The following is a 23,641-nucleotide window of genomic DNA, read 5'->3' as shown; positions in this document are numbered from 1 at the left end:
ATTTTATTGTCAAAAATTAGAGTTTATGAATTGGCAAAGGAATTAGAAATAAGTTCAAAGAAACTTATTACTTTATTAATGGAAGAATTTAGTGTAGACGTAAAGAATCATATGAGCGTTCTTGAGGACGAAGATGTTGATTTAATAAAAGAATTATTAGGAACTAGTGAAGATGGTGAAAAGAAAAACATCGTTGACGAATATGAAGATGAATTAGCAGAACAAGTTAATAATGTTGCTAAGAAAAAGAAAAGAAAAAGAGACGATGAAGAGGAAGAAAACATAAGTATGGGAGAAGGCGGTTCTGGAGTTATAGAAATGGGTGATACAATCACTGTTAAAGAACTTTCAGAAAAACTTTCTAAACCAGTAATTGATGTTATAAGAACATTAATGTTTACAGGCGTTATGGCTGGAGTTAACCAAGAAATTGATTTTGCTACAGTAGAAAAAGTTTGTGAAAAGTATGAATGTTTACTTGCAAGAAAGCAAGAAAGAGAAAAATTAGATGAGGTTATCGAAGAAGAAGAAGAAGTAGTTACAGAAAATCTTAAAAAGAGACCTCCAATTATAACAGTAATGGGTCACGTAGATCACGGTAAGACTTCATTATTAGATGCTATAAGAAAAGCAAAAGTTACAGAATCAGAAGCTGGTGGAATAACTCAACATATAGGTGCTTATACAGTAACTTTAAATGGAGAAAAAATCACATTTTTAGATACTCCAGGACATGAAGCTTTCACAGCTATGAGAGCTAGAGGAGCACAAATAACTGATATAGTTATTTTAGTTGTAGCAGCAGACGATGGAATAATGCCACAAACTAAAGAAGCTATAGATCACTGTAAGGCTGCTAAAGTGCCAATGATTGTTGCAATAAACAAAATGGATGCAGCTGGTGCTAACATAGATAAAGTTAAACAAGAATTAACTGAGTTTGGACTTGTATCAGAAGATTGGGGTGGAGATACTTTAATTCTACCTGTATCAGCTAGAACTGGTGAAAATGTTGAAAGTTTACTTGAAATGTTATTATTAACAGCTGAAATGCAAGAATTAGTTTCAGATGCAACAAGAAAAGCTAAGGGTACTGTTATAGAATCTAAACTTGATAAGGGTAGAGGTGCTGTTGCAAGTTTACTTGTTCAAAGCGGTACATTAAAAGTTGGAGATTCAATATTAGTTGGTTCAACTTATGGAAGAATCAGAGCGATGTTTGATGATAGAGGAAACAAAATAGAAGAGGCTGGCCCATCAGTGCCTGTAGAAGTTTTAGGACTTTCAGAAGTTCCAGTAGCTGGAGACAGATTTAACGTAGTTAAAGATGAAAAGACAGCAAGAAACTTAGCAGAAACTAGAAAGCAAAAGCTTAAAGATGCAAGTTTCCAAGCATCTACAAGAGTATCACTTGAAGATCTTTATAGCCAAATAAAAGAAGGTAGTGTAAAAGAACTTAGTGTTATAGTTAAAGCGGACGTTCAAGGTTCAGTTCAAGCTATAACAACATCTCTTGAAAAACTATCAACTGATGATGTAAAGGTTAGAGTTATTCGTGGTGGAGTTGGAGCTATTACAGAAACAGATATAACACTTGCTACTGCTTCAAACGCTTTAGTAATTGGGTTTAATGTAAGACCTGACTTAAATGCTTCAGTACTTGCAGAAAAAGAACATGTTGATATAAAGAGCTATAGAATTATATATGATGCTATAGAAGATGTTAAATCAGCTATGATTGGAATGCTTGATCCTGAATATAAAGAAGTTATAAATGGTAAAGCAGAAGTAAGATTAGTTTATAAGATTTCAAATGTTGGAACAATAGCAGGTTGTTATGTTATAGATGGTAAAATCTTAAGAAATGCTGATTGTAGAATAATAAGAGATGGAATAGTTATAGTAGAAACTAAACTTGCATCATTAAAGAGATTTAAAGATGATGTTAAGGAAGTTGCTAAGGGTTATGAATGTGGTCTTAATGTTGAAAGATTTAATGATATTAAAGATGGAGATATTATAGAATCTTATTCAATGGAAGCAATTAAAAGAAAAGAGCTTTAAAAGAGGTGATTTAAATGGCTAATTATAGAGGCGGAAGAATCGATGAAGAAGTTAGAAGAGAAGTTAGTAAAATAATTAGAGATGAAATAAAAGATCCAAGAATGACTGCGATGGTTTCAGTAACATCTGTTAAAGTTACTAAGGATTTATGCTATGCGAAGGTGTTTGTTAGTATTTTTGGGAAAAGTGAAGAAGAAAAGAAAAATACTTTTGAAGCACTTAAAAGAGCTAGCGGATATATAAGAAAAGAAATAGGCATAAGGATTAATCTAAGACATAATCCTCAAATAATCTTTGAAATTGATGAATCTCTTGATAGAGGATTAAGAATTGAAGAGTTATTAGGAAAGGCTAAAGGAAAGTAGTATGTCACTTAGAGATATTAGCATACAAATAAATAATGCAGAAAAAATAGGTATTACCTACCATGTGTCACCAGATGGTGACGCTGTAGGTAGTGCACTTGGATTATTAAATGGTCTTAGATTTTTAGGTAAAGATGTATATTTAATTTCAAAAGATATTATTAGTGATAGTCTAAGATATCTTAAATCTTCAGAAGAAGGGGACGGAGAAACAATAGTCCCAACTAAAGATACAGATATGGTTATTGTTTTAGATTGTGGAAGTTTTGAAAGGATTTCAGCAGATTTAAAGAAATTCAAAGGAGAAATAGTTAATATAGATCATCATATTACAAATGATCATTATGGTGATATTAATTATGTAGATCCGAAAGCTGCAGCAACTGCAGAAATAGTTTTTGAACTACTAGAATTCCTAGGAATAGATTTTAATGAAAAAACAGAAACTACTTTAGATGTAGGTACATGTCTTTATACTTCAATAGTTACTGATACTGGAGCATTTAGACATTCAAATGTAACTTTTAGAACTCATACAATAGCGGCAAGGCTAAAAAAAATAGGTGTAAACAATACATTTATTTACACAAGCCTTTTCGATAATAAAAGCTTTAATAAAATGAAGCTAATAGGAAGAGCCTTAACTGATATGGAACTTTTATTAGATAATAAAGTAGCTATAATACAAATTACAGAATCTCTTGTGAAAGACCTAGGTTTGCTAAATCATGATACATCAGATATAATTTCCTTTGCATTACAGATAAAAGGTGTAGAAATCGCTGTATTGATAAAAGAAGCAGAAGATGGAGCTAAAGCAAGTCTTAGATCTAAAAATAATTTTGATGTAAGAAAAATTGCCGAAAGTTTAGGCGGTGGCGGTCATATTAAGGCTGCTGGTGTTAAAATTAAGGATGTTACAATAAAACAAGCAAGAGAGAAAATAATAGAAGCAATCGAAAGTGCCATGAATTAATGAACGGGGTAATTAACGTATTTAAAAACAAAGGAATGACTTCCTTTGATGTGGTAAGAAAAATTAAAAAGATTGCTAATACAGGTAAGGTTGGACATACAGGGACTCTAGACCCAGAGGCTACTGGTGTTCTGCCTATTTGTATTGGAAGAGCTACTAAAATAATAGATTATATAATGAATTCAGAAAAGGTATATGTTGTAGAGTTTAAACTAGGAGTTAAAACTACTACTTATGATTTAGAGGGAGATATTACTGAAGAGATGGATCCCACACATCTAAGTTATGAGGAAATATTAAAGGCTGTAAATGATTTTAAGGGGGGATACCTTCAAGTACCTCCAATGTATTCTGCACTTAAGCAAAATGGAGTTAGACTTTATACTCTTGCAAGGCAAGGTATAGAAGTTGAAAGAGAAGGTAGACCTATAACAATTTATAATATAGAAGATATTGAAATAAATAACCCTTATGTAAAGATGAAAGTTACTTGCTCAAAAGGAACATATATAAGAAGCTTATGTTATGATATTGGTGAAGTCTTAAATGTTGGAGCAACAATGTCAGATCTTAAAAGAAGTAAAACATCTGTTTTTGAAGAGGGAGAATCAATAAACATTGAGGACCTTACAGAAGAAAACATTGGGAATTATATCATTTCAATAGAAGAAGCATTACAAATGTATAGCAAACTTACAGTAAGCAATGATTATACAAAACTATTAATAAATGGTGTTAGACTTTGTGATAATAGATTTACAAAGGATACAGTTATAATAGATAAGCTTTATAGAGTTTATGATGAAGATGATAACTTTATAGGCCTTGGTAAAAAAGATGACCGAGGATTTAAAATACAAAAGCTATTAAATAATTAGGAGATATTTATATGATATTATTAGATGATATTATTATAAAAGAAAATAATAAAGCTAATTATGTTGCTTTAGGAAGTTTTGATGGCCTTCATGTGGGGCATTTATCACTTATACGTAAGGCTATTTATGTAGCTAAAGAACGTAATGGAAATAGTATGGTTTTTACATATAAAAATCATCCTCTTTCTATTATAAAGCCTGAGTTTGCTCCAAAATTTATAATGAATTTACAATATAAGCTAGAGTGTTTAAAAAATGAGAATGTAGATGTTGTAGTAATTAGAACATTTACTAAAGAGTTTATGCGAATGTCTCCAGAAGAATTTGTAAGAATTCTTTCAGTTGATTATAACGTAAAGGGTATTATAGTAGGATTTAATTTTAAGTTTGGACATAAAAATGAAGGTGATATAGAGCTTCTTAAAAACCTAAAAGAAAAGTATGGATATGAATTGTGGGTTATAGATCCTTTGAAATATAAGGAAGGAGTAATAAGTAGCACAAGAATTAGAAAAAGTATTCTAGAGGGTAAAGTAAATGAAGCAAGAAATATGCTATCAAGACCTTATAGTATTCGTGGAAAGGTTAACCATGGTAAAAAACTTGGAAGAACAATAGGTTTCCCAACAGCAAATTTAGGATTTGATGAAAGAATGGTTATTCCAAAAATCGGGGTATATTATACTAATGTTATTTGGAATAATAGTATTTTTAAAGGAATTACATCTGTTGGGCATAATCCTACAGTAAATGGGCAAGACTTAACTATAGAAACATATATTTTAGAGTTTGATAGTGAAATCTATGGACAAGAGATAGAAGTCTTATTCTTAGAACGGATAAGAGATGAAAAAAAATTCCAGTCTTTAGATGCATTAGTAGAAAAACTTAAAAAAGATAAAGAATTTGCAATAAAGAGTAAAATCTTTATAAAAAATATAAAATTTTAATTTACAACTAGTTTTTGTTTTGATATAATAACTAGTGGATAACCTAATTCTAAGATCTGAGATACAATCTTTTTTCATGGATTTAGGGGATAATTATACGGAGGTGCCAATTATGGACGCAATAAGAAAATTAGAAATTATCAAAGAACACGGAAGAAGTGAAGGAGATACTGGATCTGCAGAGGTTCAAATAGCTCTATTAACTGAAAGAATAAATTCATTAACAATGCATTTAAAAATGCACAAGAAAGATCATCACTCAAGAAGAGGTCTTTTAATGATGGTTGGACAAAGAAGAGGATTCTTAAACTACTTAATAGCACAAGATATCGAAAGATATAGAGCTATAATCCAAAAGTTAAATCTAAGAAGATAATTTTTAGAGCGGTTTTACCGCTCTATTATTTTAAAAAAACAAAATAAGTATCTGAAAAAAGATAACAGTTTAGATATACTATAATATATTTAAGGTTATACATGATTTTAAATACACAATTTCTATTTACGGTTATTTTTTGTCAGATACCTAATATTTAGAGGAACCAGAAGGGAGGTTGCAAAATGAATAACATGTTAAAAACTAATATAGCAGGAAGAGAAATGAAGATTGAGTTTGGTAACATAGGAAAGTTGTCAAATGTTGCAATGTTCATGAGTTATGGAGATACTGTAATATTAACTAATGTTAATGCTTCAGAAAAACCAAGAGCAGGTATAGATTTCTTTCCACTTAGCGTAGAATATGAAGAAAGATTATATTCAGTAGGAAAAATACCTGGTGGATTTATAAAAAGAGAAGGAAGACCTTCAGAAAACTCTATTCTTGCAGGAAGAGCTGTTGATAGACCTTTAAGACCTTTATTCCCAAGTGGGTACAGAAATGACGTGCAAGTTGTTTGTACAGTAGTATCTGTAGAAAAAGATAATGCACCAGAAATTTTAGCAACAAATGCAGCATCTATGGCATTATGTTTATCAAGTATTCCGTTCACAACACCTGTTGCAACGGTAATGGTAGGGCTTATAGATGGAAACTTTATTTTAAATCCAACATCAGCAGAAAGAGAATTAAGTCAAATGGAATTAACTGTTTGTACAACTAGTGAAAGAGTAATGATGATAGAAGCTGGTGGAAACGAAATTCCTGAAGAAGTTATGATAAATGCAATAAAGTTTGGTTTTGAAAGTGCTCAAGCAATAATTAAATTCCAAGAAGAAGCAGTAGCTAAATTTGGAAAAGTTAAAATGACACCAGATTATTACAAACCAGATGCAGATTTTAAAGCTGAAGTTGAGGCTTTTGCAAAAGCTATGGTTAAAGAAGCAATGTGGATAACTGATAAAGATGCAAGAAATGCAGCTATGGATATTGTAAATGCAAAGGTTGCAGAAGAATTTAATGAAAAATATGCAGATAAATTAAGTGACTTAAAAGAAATTATGTACAATATGCAAAAGTATGTTGTTAGAGATATGTTACTAAATCATAGAAGAAGACCAGGTGGAAGAGATTTTGATAAAGTTAGACAAATAGATTGTGAAGTAAATATACTTCCAAGAACTCACGGTACAGGATTGTTTACTAGAGGATTAACTCAAGTATTAACAGTAGCAACATTAGGTTCAGTTGGAGATTTCCAAATATTAGATGGTATTAGTGGTAAAGATTCAAAGAGATACATGCATCACTATAACTTCCCAGCTTATTCAGTAGGAGAAGTAAGACCACTAAGAGGACCTGGTAGACGTGAAATAGGTCATGGTGCACTAGCTGAAAGAGCTTTAGTACCACTAATTCCTTCAGAAGAAGACTTCCCATACACTATTAGATTAGTATCAGAAGTATTAAGTTCAAATGGATCAACTTCACAAGCTTCAGTTTGTGGTAGTACACTTGCTCTATTAGATGCTGGAGTGCCTCTTAAGAGACCAGCTGCAGGTATTGCAATGGGACTTATAACTTCAGATGATCTAACTAAAGAAGAAGTTTTAACTGATATCGAAGGTATAGAAGATTTCTTTGGAGATATGGACTTTAAGGTAGCAGGTACTACTGAAGGAATTACTTCCATTCAAGTAGATACTAAAATTGCAGGGTTAAGCTTTACTATTATAGAAAATGCTATTAACGGTGCAAGAACTGCAAGACTTCTTATCTTAGATAAGATAAATGCATGTCTGCCAGCACCAAGAAGTGAAGTTTCTCTTCATGCTCCTAAAACAGTAACAATAAACATCAATCCAGAAAAAATAAGAGATGTAATTGGAGCTGGTGGAAAGATTATAAATAAAATTATAGCTGAAACTGGAGTTAAGATTGATATTAAAGAAGATGGTTCAGTATTCGTATCATCACCAGAACATGAAGGTGTAGATAAGGCTATAAAAATCATTGAAGGTATAGTAAAAGAAGCTAAAGTTGGAGAAATTTACTTAGGTAAAGTAATTAAAATTGCAGCTTTTGGTGCCTTTATAGAAATACTTCCTAATAAAGAAGGCTTATGCCATATTTCTAAGTTAGCTAGGGAAAGAGTAAACAAGGTTGAAGATGTTGTTGCAGTTGGAGATGAGATTTTAGTTAAAGTAACTGAAGTAGATAACCAAGGAAGAATAAATCTTTCAAGAAAAGATGCTCTACCAGAAGAAGTAGAAGAAGTAAAAGAAGTAAAAGAAGTATCGGATAAAGAATAGTTATATATATATATATATAAAAGGGCAATTTATTGCCTTTTTTTCTTTATATAGAATAATTTTAATGCTTTTTAAATAAACTAAGGGAAGCTGAAAGAAAACAAATTAAAAAGATGAAATAAGACTGAATAGGAGGACTTTATGTATAATTTATATACGTTAAAAAATGGACTAAGAATAGTTACTGAATATATAGAACATGTTAATTCTGTAAGCGTTGGAGTAATGGTTCAAAATGGTTCTAGGAATGAGAAACCAGAAGTAAATGGTATATCACACTTTATTGAACACATGTTTTTTAAAGGTACCGATAAAAGAACTGCGAAAGAAATAGTCGGAGATATTGAAAATGTAGGAGGGCAAATAAATGCATTCACAAGCAAGGATGCAACTTGTTATTATGTTAAGGCACTAAATACTCATTTAGACCTTTCGCTAGATGTATTATCAGATATGATATTACATTCAAAGTTTGATCCAGAAGAAATAGAAAAAGAAAAAGGCGTAGTAATTGAAGAAATAAATATGAGTGAAGATACTCCAGAAGATGTATTAGATGATCTTCATTCAAAAGCTATTTTTGGAGAAAATTCTCTTGCTAGACCTATTCTTGGGACTATAGATAAAGTTAAATCTTTTAACAGAGAAAAAATAGTAGATTTTATTTATAATCACTATACTCCACATAACTCAGTCTTATCAATTTGTGGTAAGTTTGATGAAAAAGAGTTAAATTATTTAATAGAAAAATATTTTTCAAAGTGGGAAAGTAGTAAAATATATGTTCCAGAGTATGATACTCCAATTCTATTAAATGATAGTAAGTATGCAGAAAAGAAAATAGAACAACTTCATATTGATTTAGGGTTAAAAGGATTACCTTATGCTCATGAAAAAGGATATGCATTAGTATTATTAAATAATATATTTGGTGGTGGAGCATCTTCAATTTTATTCCAAAAAGTAAGAGAAGAACTTGGCTTATGCTATACTGTTTATTCATACCCACGACCTTATAAAGGAGTAGGTGTTTTTAATATATATACAAGTCTTAGCAAACAATATGCAGATAAAGCTTTATCAGTAATAGATAGAGAACTTAAATTGTTTGCAAATGGTGGAATATCAAAAGAACTTTTAGATATAAATAAAGAAAAAATTAAAGCTAGTTATATATTAGGTTTAGAAAGTACTGCTTCAAGAATGTTCGCAAATGCTAAATGTGTAATGCTTCAAAATAAAATAAAAACTCAAGAAGATGTTATAAATAGAATTAACAATATAAATAATGATGACATAGAATATGTCCTTGAGGAATGTTTTAAACCAGGAATTATTAGTACAGCTTATGTAGGTCAAAAAGTAGATTACAAAAAATTAAATACTATAGTTAATAATAGTAAGGAAGCTTATGATAATAGTAGCAAAATTGCGAAAATTAAGATATAATATATAATAATAATAATTGGTAATAAAATACTTTCTTATAACATAATATTTACTTAGGGATTTGAAAAAAATAACAAGTCAAGGTGAGATGTATGCTTAAAATATACTAGCATATTGGCTTATTATTTTTTGAATATGAATTAGGATAATAAGGAGGTATGTTTTATGAGAAAGCAAGATTATTATGAAGAAGAAAAGAGAGACAGTAAGTATAGATTGCTTAGTGAACTTGAGAGGTATGAAATTTTTAATACTGAAGAGGCCGAAAAGTATGATACTCAGCAAGCCTTGGATTTTATTATTGATGAAAAAGGAAATTTGCAATTTATTATTGCAGCTGTTTCAGGGAGCAAAAATGGATTTTTTGGTGGACGGGAGTATGTTGAAATTCCTTGGGGCTACGTTACAAAGGTTGGGGCCAATGTAATTGTAGTGTCTGCAGAAAAAGATAGGATTAAACGTGTAAGATCATAAAAGGGGGCGTAGTACTTGAAAATTATCGTGCAAAAGTTTGGAGGTACATCAGTATCTTCAGATGAAAGAAGAAAGCAAGTAGTAGCAAAAGTTAAAGGTGCAATAGAAAATGGCTATTCACCAGTTGTTGTTGTTTCTGCAATAGGAAGAAAAGGAGCACCTTATGCTACAGATACATTATTATCATTAGTTGATGATGATTTTAAAAAGAAAAATAAGCAAGCCACAGATATGTTAATGTGTTGTGGTGAAATTATTAGTTCTGTAGTTATGAGCAATACACTGTATGAAGCTGGAATGTTAGCAGTTCCATTAACTGGTGGGCAGGCTGGTATAATTACAAATGATGCATTTACAGAGGCTCAATTCATAGATAGTAAAACTAAGATAATAACAGAAATTCTTGAAGCTGGAAAAATTCCAGTTGTTACAGGGTTCCAAGGAATAACAAAAGAAGGTTATTTTACAACACTTGGAAGAGGGGGAAGTGATACCTCAGCATGTATATTAGGAGTTGCTCTAGGAGCAGAAGAAATAGAAATATATACAGATGTTGATGGTATAATGACAGCTGATCCTAGAATTGTAGACAATGCATCATTAATAGATGTAATAAGTTATAATGAAGTTTTTCAGCTAGCGGATCAAGGGGCCAAGGTGATTCATCCAAGAGCTGTAGATGTGGCAAGAAGAGGTAATATTCCTGTATTAATTAAAAATACAATGAATGATTGTAAAGGTACATTAATAAATAGCTTTGGTTCAGACCATGAAAATACAGCTATTTCAGGAATAACTCATTTAAGTAATAGAACACAGGTTTCGGTTAAACTTGCAGATAATAAAGGAGAGTCTAAATATAGAAATCTTTTAGATATTTTAGCAGATAATAAAATAAGTTTAGACCTAATTAATATATTTCCATCAGAGCAAATATTCACAATAGATTGCGATGAGAAAGAAAAACTTAATAGTGTATTAAATGAAGCAGGTATAGAATTCACTACTATAGAAAATTGTAGTACTATAGCAATGGTTGGATTTGGAATGACTGGGGTACCAGGAATTATGGCTAAAATTATGGCTACTTTAAGTGAACACGATATAGAAGTTTTACAAACAGCAGATTCTCATATGACAATTTGGTGTTTAATACACTCAGGAAAAGTAGTAGAAGCAACAAATTTATTACACAAAGTATTTAAATTAGGAGTTTTTAATGACTAAGGAATATTAAAAGAAATAAGTAATTATATTTTAGTGTATTTTGATTTTTTATTTAGTTAATCATCCTAATGGACATTTAAATATGTAATATTTTTTGCGAAATATAGAATAAAAAAATCTCTCCTGTGCAAAATAAGAATATACAGGAGGGATTTTTTTATGGATAAATATAATAACATAAATTCAGCGAACCGTGAAAATGAAGAGATAAAAGAAAATTTATCAGAATCAAAGGTAAAAATAGAACAAATAAAAGAGTTTGGAAATACAAATGGTATTGGAGATGATCAAAGAGTCCAAATACTTCCTATAATAGGGCAAATAGAAGGTCATATGGTATTGCCTCCACAAACAAAAGCAACTAAATATGAACACGTAATACCTCAATTAATATCTATAGAACAAAATGAAAAAGTTAAAGGTGTTCTTATTGTATTAAATACTGTTGGTGGAGATGTTGAAGCTGGTCTTGCTATATCAGAGATGATAAGTTCATTATCAAAACCTACAGTATCAATAGTAATAGGAGGAGGTCACTCCATAGGAGTGCCACTTGCAACCTCATCAAATTATTCTTTTATTACTCCATCAGCAACTATGATAATTCATCCAATAAGAATGAATGGTTTTGTAATCGGAGTAGCTCAAACATTTAATTACTTTAAAAAAATGCAAGAAAGAATAGATGACTTTATTATAAGAACTTCCCAAATAGATGGTGATGAATTAAGGAAAATGATGTTAAAATCAGATGAATTATTAAATGATATGGGAACTATATTAATAGGTAAGCAAGCTGTGGAATGTGGACTTATAAATGAAGTTGGTGGAATTAAAAATGCTATTGATAAGTTAAATGAACTTATTAAACAAAAAGAAGAGAAAAATAAAATAGACTAGTATATTGACTAGTTATTTTTCAAAATAACTTAGACATTGCAAAAAAAATATAAAGATACTGACTTATTATTTATTTGGAGATGAATTGCTAAAATTGAAAAAATATCTTGAAGTAGTAGCTGAATTTGAAATTAAATACAAATTCAGCTTATTTTTAGTGGAATAATAATAAATTTGTTTGCACTTTCATAGATAAAGTTTATAATATACTATGTAAAGAATTTGTTCCCAATAAGTGGATAAAGATATAATATGTAGTGCGAGGTGATAAAGTGGCTAGGGTTAATAGTAAAAATACTAAGGGTAAAAAAGGTCGCAAAAATATTGTAGACAAAAAAAGTGAGACTACAAATGGAGATATTAAAGGTATTATTTATATAGCGGTTGGAATTTTATTAGCTGTTGCTATTTATACATCATGGGCAGGAGCTTTATCTGTGTTTGCAAAAAAAATAATATATAATTTAATTGGTGTTGGAGCATTTATACTTCCAGCATTTTTAATTTATTTTGGAGTAGATAGTATAATATCAAAAGGCAGTATAAAATTTAGCAGAAGACTAGTTGGAACAACATTAGTTGTATTAATGTTAATATTATTATGTGCAACAACAAAACTAAATACAACAGATAACGTTGGTAGTTTTGGCGAGTCTTTGAAAAAAATAATGATAAGTGATGGAGAAATTCATGGAGGCTTTTTTGGCCATCTTATGGCATATCCATTAAGCAAAATGCTAGGATTTATAGGAGCCTATGTTTTATATATAGCAGTTGGATCTATAGGAACTATATTAGTGTTTGACATAACCTTATATGATATAATAATGTACTTTAAAGGCGATGTATCAGATGAAAAGAAAATAAAAGCATCTAAAAAAGAATATAATAGTGAAGAATTAGAGGTAAAGAAAAAGAAAGTTAAATCTGATTTTATAGATGTTGTTCCTAAGGACAAAAACCGTGATGAGTTTATCCAAGGTATAAATAATAAAATTAAAATATTGGATTTTATTAAAAGCTCATCCTTAGATGATGATAAAACAATGGAAGAAGTTGCAGTTGAAGGCGATAAAAATAATCCGTTTAACATTGAAATCTATGAAGAGGAAAAGTTGGAGGTAGCACCATTAATAGAAGTTGTAGATAAAGTTACTAGTAAAGGTGAAGAAAAACATAAAAAGAAAGAAAAGTTACCAAATGAAGTTAAAGAAGTTGTTACTAAAGAAATAGAAGAAAGTATTATAGGTGAGAAAGAAGTACGAGTAAAAAAAGTTTACTTACATCCATCAGTAGAGTTATTAAATATAAATTCAAAAATGAAATTAAGAAGTGAAGATAAAAAAGAACTTATTGAAAGTGCGAATAAGTTAGAAGGAATATTAAATGATTTTGGAGTAGATGGAAAAGTAGTTCAAGTAACAAAGGGGCCATCAGTAACAAGATTTGAACTTCAACCAAGTCCTGGAGTTAAGGTTTCTAAATTTGTAAATCTTCAAGATGATATAGCACTAGGTCTTGCTGCAAGTGGAGTTAGAATGGAAGCTCCAATACCTGGTAAATCAGCAATTGGAATAGAAGTTCCAAATAAAAAGCAAACAGCCGTATTTTTAAGAGAAGTACTAGATTCTAAAGAATTTATAAATTCAGATAATAAGTTGGCATTTGCACTTGGAAAAGATATAGCAGGTAAATGCATTGTTGGGGATATTACTAAAATGCCTCATACATTAATAGCGGGTGCTACAGGGTCAGGTAAATCTGTTTGTATAAATACATTAATAGTAAGTTTAGTGTATAAATACTCACCTGAAGAAGTTAGATTGCTTATGATTGATCCAAAGGTTGTAGAACTTAGTGTGTATAATGGAATACCACATCTATTGATACCAGTTGTTACAGATCCCAAAAAGGCTGCTGGAGCATTAAATTGGGCTGTAAATGAAATGACAAAGAGATATAAACTTTTTGCAGATTTATCAGTAAGGAATATAGAGTCTTATAATTCGTTATTTGATAAGGGTATTACAGAAGAAAAACTACCTTATATTGTAATAATAGTAGATGAACTTGCAGATTTAATGATGGCTTGTCCAAATGATGTAGAAGAATATATATGTAGATTAGCTCAAATGGCAAGAGCAGCTGGAATGCATTTGATAATTGCAACTCAAAGACCATCTGTAGACATAATTACAGGAGTTATTAAAGCAAATATTCCATCTAGAATATCATTTGCAGTTTCATCAGGTATAGATTCAAGAACTATATTAGACTCAGTAGGCGCTGAGAAGCTTTTAGGAAGAGGGGATATGCTTTATTACCCTACAGGAGCAAGTAAGCCTTTGAGAGTACAAGGAGCCTTTATATCAGAGGAAGAAGTAGAGAAGGTTGTTTCTAATATAAAGGACAGAGGCGAAGAGGTTGATTATCAAGAAGCAATAATAGAACATATAAATAATGGTGGCAAAAGTAGTTCTAAAGAAGAGGATGAAGATGGTGGAGATGAATTAATAGATGAAGCAATTAAAATAGTTGTAGAATATAATCAAGCATCAACTTCTTTTGTTCAAAGAAGACTTAGAGTAGGATTTAATAGAGCTTCTAGAATAATGGATGAATTAGAAGAAAGAGGGATTATTTCTCCAAAAGATGGAAGTAGACCTAGACAGGTACTAGTTAATAAAGAAGAAATAGCTGTAGAAGAGTAAAAAAACTTGTAAATTTTAAATCATTACTTTAAAATAAATTTAGGAATATTAAATATGATAAATAAAAATATTTTGAGTTTTTTAAAATATGTTTAATACACAACATAGGAGGAAATAAAGTTTGGAAAAATATAAAGTTGGAATGATAAGCCTTGGGTGCGATAAAAATAGAGTGGATTCAGAATTAATGCTAGGATCAATTAATAAGCATTATGAAATAACTAATGATCCTAAGAATGCAGATATAATAATAGTAAATACATGTGGGTTTATAGAAAAAGCAAAACAGGAGTCTATAGACACAATTCTTGAAATGGCAGAGTATAAACAAAAACATAAGTGCAAAATGTTAATAGCCACAGGGTGTTTAATTCAAAGATATGGTGATGAATTAATGGAATCTATGCCTGAGATAGATATATTAATGGGCGTTAATGATTATATGAAAATACATAAATTAATAATGGATTTCATAAAGGAAGAAAAAAGAGTTAGAGTTACGAATTATAGTGATGATAACATTAATGAAGGAATAAGATTATTAACAACAGATAAGCATACTGCATATGTAAGAATTGCAGAAGGTTGTGATAATTTCTGTACTTATTGCATTATTCCTAAAATAAGAGGAAAGTTTAGAAGTAGAAAAATAGAAAATATTATTGAAGAAGTTAAGCATTTAAGAGACCATGGAGTTAAAGAAGTAATATTAATAGCGCAAGATTTAACTTTTTATGGTATGGATATATATAATGAAAAAAATCTTCATAAGCTAATAAAAGAAATTTCTAAAGTTGAAGGTATAGAGTGGATTAGATTATTATACTGCTATCCAGAAGAAATTACAGAAGAATTAATAGATGAAATAGCTAGTAATCCTAAAGTTGTTAAATATTTAGATTTACCAATACAACATATAAGTGATAATATATTAAGATTAATGGCAAGAAGAACAGATAAGAAGACTATAACAGATAAAATAAAAAGATTAAGAGAAAAAGTTCCAGGTATAGTGCTTAGAACATCATTAATAGTTGGGTTTCCAGGTGAAACAGATGAAAACTTTACAGAATTAAAAGAATTTTTACAAGACTATAAGTTAGATAATGTTGGTGTGTTTAAATATTCAAGAGAAGAGGAAACACCAGCAGCTACTATGGATAATCAAGTTGAAGAGGAAGTTAAAGCTACAAGAGAAAGAGAACTTATGCTTCTGCAAAAAGATGTATCAAAAGAATTAAACAAATTGAAAATGGGAAGAATATATGATACTATTATAGAAGGAAGAAAAGGTAAATATTTCATGGGAAGAAATTCAGAAATGGCTCCAGAAATAGATGGTCTTTTCTATATAAATAGTAAAGAAGATATTAAAATAGGTGATATAGTAAAAGTAAAAGTAATAGAAACATTAGAGTATGATTTAGTGGGAGATGTATGCAATGAATTTGGCAAATAAACTTACAATGCTAAGAATTTTCTTAGTACCATTATTTTTAATTTTTATAGCGGCTCAAGGCATTCCTTTTGGGACATTTATAGCTACAATCATATTTATTATAGCTTCACTTACTGATCAATTAGATGGATACATAGCAAGAAGTAGAAATCAAGTAACTACATTTGGAAAGTTTATGGATCCCTTAGCAGATAAGCTTCTAGTAACAGCCGCATTGATTTCATTAGTTGGAATGCAGGTAATACCAAGTTGGGCAGCTGTAATAATAATTGCAAGAGAATTTGCAGTTTCTGGCTTAAGAACTTTAGCAGCTTCAGAAGGGAAAATAATATCTGCAAGTTATTGGGGAAAAGTTAAAACTGTTATTCAAATAATTGCAATAGTAGCCTTATTAATACAAGCTAGTGTAGGTACATCAAAATATCTTACATCATTAGTAGTGGGTAATGTATTTATGGAAACAACTCTTAAATATGTACCAAATACATTATTAATATTAGCGGTAATAGCAACTATACTTTCAGGCGTAGATTATTTTAGAAAGAATAAAAAAGTTATAAATATGGATAAATAGTTTAAAAACATAATAATTGGGTAATACTGATAAAAAAGAGAGTTCCTTCTAGTATCTAGATGGAACTTTTAATATGGAAAATATTTTAAAAAAATATTGACTATATACAATAATTAATTTATAATTCAAGTATAGAACAAATGTTCGAGGGAGGAATAATTATGGCGAATTTAGATGCAGATAAATTAAAGGCGATTGAGAATGCAATGAACCAAATAGAAAAACAATTTGGTAAAGGTGCAATAATGAAATTAGGAGAAAATAGTAAGTTAAATCTAGATGTTGTTTCAACAGGATGTTTAGATTTAGATATTGCAATTGGAATTGGCGGAGTTCCAAAAGGTAGAATAATAGAAGTTTATGGGCCTGAGAGTTCAGGTAAAACAACTGTTGCTCTTCATATTGCAGCAGAAGCACAAAAGGCAGGCGGAGCTGTAGCATTTATAGATGCTGAGCATGCTTTGGATCCGGGATATGCAAAAAACTTAGGAGTTGACATAGCAGGCCTAATAGTTTCACAACCAGATACTGGAGAACAAGGCTTAGAAATTGCAGAAGCATTAGTTAGATCTGGTGCAGTTGATGTTGTAATTGTGGATTCAGTTGCAGCGTTAGTTCCAAGAGCTGAAATAGAAGGCGAAATGGGAGCATCACATGTAGGGCTTCAAGCAAGATTAATGTCACAAGCATTAAGAAAACTTACAGGAACTATAAGTAAATCTAATTGCGTAGTTGTATTTATTAATCAACTAAGAGAAAAAGTTGGAGTAATGTTTGGTAGCCCAGAAACAACTCCAGGTGGAAGAGCTTTAAAGTTCTATTCATCAGTTAGATTAGATGTAAGAAGAATAGATTCAATTAAACAAGGCGATAGCATTGTAGGTAACAGAACAAGAATTAAGGTAACTAAAAATAAGGTAGCTCCACCATTTAAACAAGCTGAATTTGATATAATGTATAATGAAGGTATATCAAGAGAAGGAAATATAGTAGATGTTGGTGTTAAAGATGAAATAGTTCAAAAGAGTGGAGCTTGGTTTGCTTATGGAGAAATAAGATTAGGCCAAGGTAGAGAAAATGCTAAAATATACTTAAAAGAAAATCCAGAAGTTGCTCTAGATATTGAAAATAAAATTAGAGCAAAACATAATTTACCATTAGCAAAAGGACCGAATCTAAAAGAGGCGGTTAAAGAAGCAGCAAAAGTGGTAAAGGAAACAAGTAAGGGAACTGAAAAAAAATAAAAAATATTTCTTGGTAGTATAACTTAGTATGAATATAAATATAAATATATGTTTATAATATAGACTGGTGTAAAAGAACTTCTTATAAAAAGAAGTTCTAAGCGCTAGTCTAATTTTTTCGAAAATTTTTCAAAATAAGTCTTAAAGAATATTTTATAGTTTAATAATAAGTTTATATAGAATATATTGATAAATTAATAATTGTAAAAGATTAAAATTTAATAAATAGATTTTATTTAACTAAACTTGACATAATTTTATTTTTAAGATAAAATAATAGCAAATACTGGTTTGTCATAATCAAAGTAACAGCAAGAATTAAGTATGACACCGACTACATTTTCTTATTAAAAGATAAATGGGTTAAATATATTAGGAGGTGTTAATATGGAAATATTTTTTTGGATATTAGCTGATATAGTAATATTAGTTGTTTTAGGATTTATATTACATAAGGCTATACAAAGTGCTTCAAAAAGTAAAATTGAAAGCTTAGAAAAAGAGGCGGAAAATTTATTAGCAAATGCTAAAAGAGAAGCTGAGGCTACTAAGAAAGAATCTATTTTAGAAGCAAAGGAAGAAGTTCATAGACTAAGAAATGATTTTGAGAAAGATTCTCGCGAGAGAAGAAATGAAATCCAAAGGCTTGAAAGAAGATTAATTCAAAAAGAAGAGTCATTAGATAAAAAAGGTGATCTTTTAGAAAAGAAAGAAGAAACAATCAATAATAGAATGCAAAAAATTGATCAAATGGAGGCCAATATACAAGAACTGCATAAAAATAGGAGAGAAGAGCTTGAAAGAATAGCAAATCTTTCTTCTGATCAAGCTAAGGAAATTCTTTTAGATGAAATCAAAAAGGAAATTACTTATGAATCAGCTATGATGGTTAAAGATATAGAAGCAAAGGCAAAGGAAGAAGCAGATAAAAAGGCAAGAGAAATTATTACAAGTGCTATTCAAAGATGCGCTGCAGACCATGTCTCAGAATCAACAGTACACGTTGTTGCCCTACCTAATGATGAAATGAAGGGTAGAATTATTGGTAGAGAAGGAAGAAACATTAGAACACTTGAAACGTTAACAGGGGTAGATTTAATTATAGATGATACTCCAGAAGCGGTTATTTTATCAAGCTTTGACCCTGTAAGAAGGGAAATAGCTAAAATAGCACTTGAAAAGTTAATAGTAGATGGAAGAATTCATCCAGCAAGAATTGAAGAAATGGTAGATAGAGCTACGAAAGATGTAGAAATTGATATCAAAGAAGAAGGCGAACAAGCCGCTCTTGAAACAGGTATTCATGGATTACATCCAGAAATAACTAAACTACTTGGTAGATTAAAATATAGAACTAGTTATGGACAAAATGTATTAAAGCATTCCATACAAGTTTCATATTTAGCTGGTCTAATGGCTTCAGAACTTGGATTAGATGCTAATCTAGCAAGAAGAGCAGGTTTATTACATGATATAGGTAAAGTTGTAAAACAAGAAGGACCACATGCAGTTATAAGTGGAGAAATGGCTAAAAAATACCATGAATCCCCTGCAATTTGTAATGCCATTGCAGCTCACCATGGTGACGTTGAAATGTTAACATTAGAAGCTGTGTTAGTTCAAGCAGCAGATGCCATATCAGCAGCTAGACCTGGTGCTAGACGAGAAGCAGTAGAAAATTACATTAAAAGATTACAAAATCTTGAAGAAATCGCAAATTCTTATGAGGGTGTAGAAAAGTCATATGCCATTCAAGCTGGTAGAGAGATTAGAATTATGGTTAAACCAGATAAATTAGACGATGCAGGTGCAATAGAATTAGCTAGAAGCCTTGCTAAAAAAGTTGAAGAACAATTAGAATATCCAGGACAAATTAAAATCAACGTTATAAGGGAAACTAGAGCCGTTGATTTTGCTAAATAAATTTAAAATACATTTTGCTTTTGCAAAATGTATTTTTATTTGCAAAATATATATAAATATAAAAGGAATTATACAATTTTAGTAGAATATATAAAATAGCAAGAATATAGTTTGCATCAAAGTGTAAACGATTTTCTAAATAGGGGGTAATGGTAAAATGGATGTATTAAAAGTTTCAACAAAATCTAATCCAAATTCAGTAGCAGGTGCAGTGGCGGCTATTATTAAAGAAAAGAATATAGTAGAAATTCAAGCAGTGGGGGCAGGTGCTATAAATCAGGCAGTAAAAGCAATAGCTATAGCAAGAGGATTCGTGGCTCCTAGCGGAAAAGATATAGTTTGTATTCCTGCATTCACAGATATATTAATTAATGGTGAGCAAAGAACAGCTATAAAATTAATCATTCAACCAAGGTAGTTTTAAAAAAATGAAAAGCTTTTAAGTAAAAACTTGAAATTTTATCTTTTTGCGTTTATAATGGAGTAGTTACCTAGGTAACTAAATTAAATTTAGTAAATGAGGTGTGTTTTAATGGTATCTAAAGAGGTTGTAGTTAACAACGGAACTGGTTTACATGCTAGACCAGCAACTTTATTAGTTAAAAAAGCTTCATCATTCAAATCTGATGTAAGCATAGAATTTAACGGTAAAAAAGCTAATGTTAAGAGCTTAATTGGAGTTCTTTCATTAGGAGTTACTAAAGGTGCGGCAATCAACGTTTCAGCAAACGGAGATGACGAAGCTTTAGCAGTAGATGCAATAGTTAAGTTAATAGAAACTTTAGAAGACTAATAAAAAGAGTGCCATTTGGCACTCTTTTTGCATTTGAAAAATAAAATTGTGAAAAATATATGTAAGAATTAAATTTATTTAAATGTCTTACATTTGAATACCAAATAAATTAAGTTTAAAGAGGCAACAAATACCATAATATAAATAATTTTTTGTAAAATGATTGAACCTGCAACTAATAAGGATATAAAATTTAAGTTAAATAAACCTATTACACCCCAGTTAATAGCTCCAATTATTACTAATAAGAATGAAATTTTATCAATTATTGATAATTTAAACATAGAAAAATCCTCCTTTGATTTCGATTTCAACTTATATATATGAGAAAAAAAATTATAATATAACTGAAAAAATATTATATTTATGATATAATACGAATTATATGAAATGAAAATATAAAAATATTCGGAGGTTATATAGGATGAGAGATTTATACAACTCACCATTAAATTCAAGGTATGCATCAAAGGAAATGAGCTACATATTTTCTGATAATATGAAATTTACAACTTGGAGAAAATTATGGGTAGCATTAGCAGAAGGTGAAAAAGAATTAGGACTTAATATTACTGAGGCGCAAATTGAAGAGCTTAAATCTAATATTAATAATATAAATTATGAAGAAGCAATAAAGAAAGAAAAAGAAGTTAGACATGATGTAATGAGCCATGTATATGCATATGGATTACAATGTCCAAGTGCTAAGGGGATAATTCACCTAGGAGCTACTAGTTGCTATGTAGGGGATAATACAGATGTAATAATAATGAGAGATGCTATTCTTTTAACTAAAAAGAAAATAGTAACAGTATTAAATCATTTATCAAACTTTGCAATGAAATATAAGGATATGCCAACACTAGGTTTTACACATTTTCAACCAGCTCAATTAACTACAGTTGGAAAAAGAGCATCACTTTGGATGCAAGATTTAGTGATGGATATTGAAAATATAGATTTCTTGTTATCAACTCTAAAATTACTAGGGGTTAAAGGAACTACTGGAACACAAGCAAGCTTCATGAATCTTTTTGAAGATGATGAGACTAAGGTTAAGGCATTAGATAAAATAGTAGCTGAAAAAATGGGATTTGAGAAGAGTTATGGGGTTACAGGTCAAACTTATCCAAGAAAATTAGATTCAATAATTTTAAATACATTATCACAGGTAGCACAAAGTGCATATAAATTTAGTAATGATTTAAGATTACTTCAAAGTATGAAAGAAATTGAAGAGCCATTTGAAAAAAATCAAATAGGATCATCTGCAATGGCATATAAGAGAAATCCAATGAGAAGTGAAAGAATTGCATCTTTAGCTAGATATGTTATAGTTAATTCATTAAACCCAGCGATAACAGCATCAACACAATGGTTTGAAAGAACACTTGATGATTCAGCAAATAAGAGAATAGCGGTTCCAGAAGCATTCCTTGCACTTGATGGAGTATTAAACCTTTATATTAACATAGCAGAAAATATGGTTGTATATGAAAAGGTAATAGCAGCTCATGTAATTAATGAGTTACCATTTATGGCTACGGAAAACATAATGATGGAATCTGTTAAATTAGGTTGTGACAGACAAGAACTTCATGAGAGCATAAGACTTCACTCAATGGCAGCGGCAGAAAGAGTTAAGGGCGAAGGTCTTGATAATGATCTTATAGAAAGAATAATAAATGATGATAGTTTTAAATTATCAAGAGAAGAAATACTTAAAATAATAGATCCAATAAAGTTTGTTGGTAGAGCACCAAGTCAAACAGTAGAATTTATTGAAGAATATATAAATCCAATAATAGAAGCAAATAAGGAAGCTTTAGAAATAAAAAGTGATATAAGCGTTTAAAATTATATCAGGCATATAAAAAAAGACTGAAAGTTAGGTTATATCTAGCTTTCAGTCTTTTTTCTACTCATCATGTAGATATGTATAAATTATTTATTTTTAAGTACCTTAGGTTAGATATATCCAAATAAATAACAAGTTAGTATTCTTGATATTTATTTTACCCTGACTTACTTATCATTTCTAAAGGAACCCCAAATATATTTATGAGTAAGATTATTTATATTATAATAGTCTAACAAATTTGCTAAAGTAGATTTCACTCTAGGATGCTCTAAATCAATTGCTGAATCTAAAGGGGATAATATGCCGGATGTACAAAGGAAATCGCATAGGATAGTCTTATTATTGAAATTAAGCATATGTGAGTCAGATTTTAAATTTATTCTATTAAATCTATTATCAACAAACATTTTTTCAAAGAAATATTCATTTCTAGAGTAAGGTAATTTAACAATAAGCTTATTTACTAAATCTTGATGATTAACAAGCAATTTAGGATAAAGTTTTTTAAGTTCAGGTAAAGTTCCTTTTAAATTATCAATTACTCCAAAGAAGCCACCATTTTTAAGAACTCGGCAACATTCTTTAATTATTTTTTTAGGACAGTTATAGCTAATGGCATAGGAACAAATTATTACATCCATAGAATTATCAGAACATTTATTTAAATAAGCTAACATATCACTTTCTACAAAAACACAGTTAAAATCACAATTTGATTTAGCGTTATTTAGCATGCCTTTGGAAATATCAACTAAAATATAGGTGCCGGTTTTTAATTTCCTATAAATATAGTTACTATTAAAACCAGTGGCACAACCAAGATCCAAAATATTCAAATCTTCTTTAGTATTGGATTGCAACTTATTTATTATTTCATCAAGCATAGGAGTACTAGAATTAATAATTTGTTTTAAATATATAGAATCATAATTATTACTTATCCTATCAAAAGATTTCCCAATATCTTTTGATCTTATAATGTTATTAGTTAAATAATATATAATAAATTTAAAATAAAATTTTAAGTTTTTCATAATTTTCATCCTTTACTAGGCTGTAATACTACCTCATATTACTTATTAGTTTAACAATATTTTACCAT

Annotated in this window: 21 protein-coding genes; 19 read left to right on the top strand and 2 right to left on the bottom strand. The window is 29.9% G+C overall.

Annotation, left to right across the window (positions count from 1 at the left end; genetic code table 11):
* The first annotated feature begins 6 nt into the window (after positions 1-6).
* The 18 genes from infB to J1C67_RS17015 all read left to right on the top strand — a co-directional run bounded on the left by infB (position 7) and on the right by J1C67_RS17015 (position 20,678).
* Positions 7-2,064, top strand: coding sequence for a translation initiation factor IF-2 (gene infB, locus J1C67_RS17100; RefSeq protein ID WP_089967774.1), 2,058 nt, complete (start codon positions 7-9; stop codon positions 2,062-2,064).
* Positions 2,065-2,078: 14 nt separating this feature from the next.
* Entirely contained in the window at positions 2,079-2,429 is a 351-nt protein-coding gene (gene rbfA / locus J1C67_RS17095) for a 30S ribosome-binding factor RbfA (RefSeq protein WP_089967772.1), read from the top strand.
* Between the two features lies 1 nt (position 2,430).
* Positions 2,431-3,405 carry a DHH family phosphoesterase gene (locus J1C67_RS17090; RefSeq protein ID WP_089967770.1) on the top strand — a complete coding sequence of 325 codons (975 nt, stop codon included), beginning with the start codon at positions 2,431-2,433 and terminating at the stop codon, positions 3,403-3,405.
* On the top strand, positions 3,405-4,283 hold the full coding sequence (gene truB, locus J1C67_RS17085; protein WP_167865550.1) for a tRNA pseudouridine(55) synthase TruB: 879 nt from the start codon (positions 3,405-3,407) through the stop codon (positions 4,281-4,283). Before J1C67_RS17090 ends, truB begins: the two co-directional genes overlap by 1 nt.
* A gap of 11 nt (positions 4,284-4,294) precedes the next feature.
* A complete protein-coding gene (locus J1C67_RS17080; protein WP_167865551.1) occupies positions 4,295-5,233 on the top strand; it encodes a bifunctional riboflavin kinase/FAD synthetase in 939 nt (312 codons plus the stop codon).
* 112 nt (positions 5,234-5,345) lie between these two features.
* Positions 5,346-5,609: a 30S ribosomal protein S15 gene (rpsO, locus tag J1C67_RS17075; protein WP_089967761.1), complete on the top strand. Its 264-nt coding sequence runs from the start codon at positions 5,346-5,348 to the stop codon at positions 5,607-5,609.
* Positions 5,610-5,794: 185 nt separating this feature from the next.
* Positions 5,795-7,924 (top strand): polyribonucleotide nucleotidyltransferase, encoded by a 2,130-nt coding sequence (locus J1C67_RS17070; RefSeq protein WP_167865552.1) that lies wholly within the window; start codon positions 5,795-5,797, stop codon positions 7,922-7,924.
* A 141-nt stretch (positions 7,925-8,065) separates the two neighbouring features.
* Entirely contained in the window at positions 8,066-9,373 is a 1,308-nt protein-coding gene (locus tag J1C67_RS17065) for a M16 family metallopeptidase (RefSeq protein WP_167865553.1), read from the top strand.
* A gap of 165 nt (positions 9,374-9,538) precedes the next feature.
* A complete protein-coding gene (locus J1C67_RS17060; protein ID WP_089967752.1) occupies positions 9,539-9,847 on the top strand; it encodes a YlmC/YmxH family sporulation protein in 309 nt (102 codons plus the stop codon).
* Between the two features lie 15 nt (positions 9,848-9,862).
* Positions 9,863-11,074 (top strand): aspartate kinase, encoded by a 1,212-nt coding sequence (gene dapG, locus J1C67_RS17055; RefSeq protein WP_089967749.1) that lies wholly within the window; start codon positions 9,863-9,865, stop codon positions 11,072-11,074.
* 159 nt (positions 11,075-11,233) lie between these two features.
* Positions 11,234-11,974, top strand: a complete 741-nt coding sequence (locus tag J1C67_RS17050; protein ID WP_167865554.1) for a ClpP family protease — start codon at positions 11,234-11,236, stop codon at positions 11,972-11,974.
* Positions 11,975-12,246: 272 nt separating this feature from the next.
* Complete coding sequence (locus tag J1C67_RS17045; RefSeq protein ID WP_167865555.1) at positions 12,247-14,685, top strand: FtsK/SpoIIIE family DNA translocase; 2,439 nt, start codon at positions 12,247-12,249, stop codon at positions 14,683-14,685.
* 121 nt (positions 14,686-14,806) lie between these two features.
* Positions 14,807-16,144, top strand: a complete 1,338-nt coding sequence (rimO, locus tag J1C67_RS17040) for a 30S ribosomal protein S12 methylthiotransferase RimO (protein ID WP_089967740.1) — start codon at positions 14,807-14,809, stop codon at positions 16,142-16,144.
* The gene (pgsA, locus tag J1C67_RS17035; RefSeq protein WP_089967737.1) at positions 16,128-16,718 is read left to right on the top strand and encodes a CDP-diacylglycerol--glycerol-3-phosphate 3-phosphatidyltransferase; all 591 of its coding nucleotides are present in this window, start codon (positions 16,128-16,130) and stop codon (positions 16,716-16,718) included. The genes rimO and pgsA overlap by 17 nt, the downstream gene beginning before the upstream one ends.
* A 161-nt stretch (positions 16,719-16,879) precedes the next feature.
* Positions 16,880-17,962: a recombinase RecA gene (gene recA, locus J1C67_RS17030; RefSeq protein ID WP_089967734.1), complete on the top strand. Its 1,083-nt coding sequence runs from the start codon at positions 16,880-16,882 to the stop codon at positions 17,960-17,962.
* A gap of 387 nt (positions 17,963-18,349) precedes the next feature.
* Entirely contained in the window at positions 18,350-19,885 is a 1,536-nt protein-coding gene (gene rny, locus J1C67_RS17025) for a ribonuclease Y (protein ID WP_089967731.1), read from the top strand.
* Between the two features lie 157 nt (positions 19,886-20,042).
* On the top strand, positions 20,043-20,303 hold the full coding sequence (locus J1C67_RS17020; protein ID WP_089967728.1) for a stage V sporulation protein S: 261 nt from the start codon (positions 20,043-20,045) through the stop codon (positions 20,301-20,303).
* A gap of 114 nt (positions 20,304-20,417) precedes the next feature.
* Positions 20,418-20,678 carry an HPr family phosphocarrier protein gene (locus tag J1C67_RS17015; protein ID WP_089967725.1) on the top strand — a complete coding sequence of 87 codons (261 nt, stop codon included), beginning with the start codon at positions 20,418-20,420 and terminating at the stop codon, positions 20,676-20,678.
* A 74-nt stretch (positions 20,679-20,752) separates the two neighbouring features.
* On the opposite strand, the gene J1C67_RS17010 is transcribed toward J1C67_RS17015, so the two are convergent.
* Positions 20,753-20,962, bottom strand: coding sequence for a DUF378 domain-containing protein (locus tag J1C67_RS17010; protein ID WP_089967722.1), 210 nt, complete (start codon positions 20,960-20,962; stop codon positions 20,753-20,755).
* A 140-nt stretch (positions 20,963-21,102) separates the two neighbouring features.
* On the opposite strand from J1C67_RS17010, the gene purB reads away from it, so the two are divergent.
* On the top strand, positions 21,103-22,533 hold the full coding sequence (gene purB, locus J1C67_RS17005) for an adenylosuccinate lyase (protein WP_167865556.1): 1,431 nt from the start codon (positions 21,103-21,105) through the stop codon (positions 22,531-22,533).
* A gap of 170 nt (positions 22,534-22,703) precedes the next feature.
* Here purB and J1C67_RS17000 read toward each other — a convergent pair whose 3' ends face one another.
* A complete protein-coding gene (locus tag J1C67_RS17000) occupies positions 22,704-23,573 on the bottom strand; it encodes a class I SAM-dependent methyltransferase (RefSeq protein WP_167865557.1) in 870 nt (289 codons plus the stop codon).
* Positions 23,574-23,641 lie beyond the last annotated feature (68 nt).

The sequence above is a fragment of the Clostridium gasigenes genome (assembly GCF_017348895.1).
In the GTDB taxonomy this organism is placed as follows: Bacteria; Bacillota; Clostridia; order Clostridiales; family Clostridiaceae; genus Clostridium; species Clostridium gasigenes.
The sequence above is the reverse complement of the archived record's forward strand: the minus strand, read 5'-3'. Positions and strand labels throughout refer to the sequence as shown.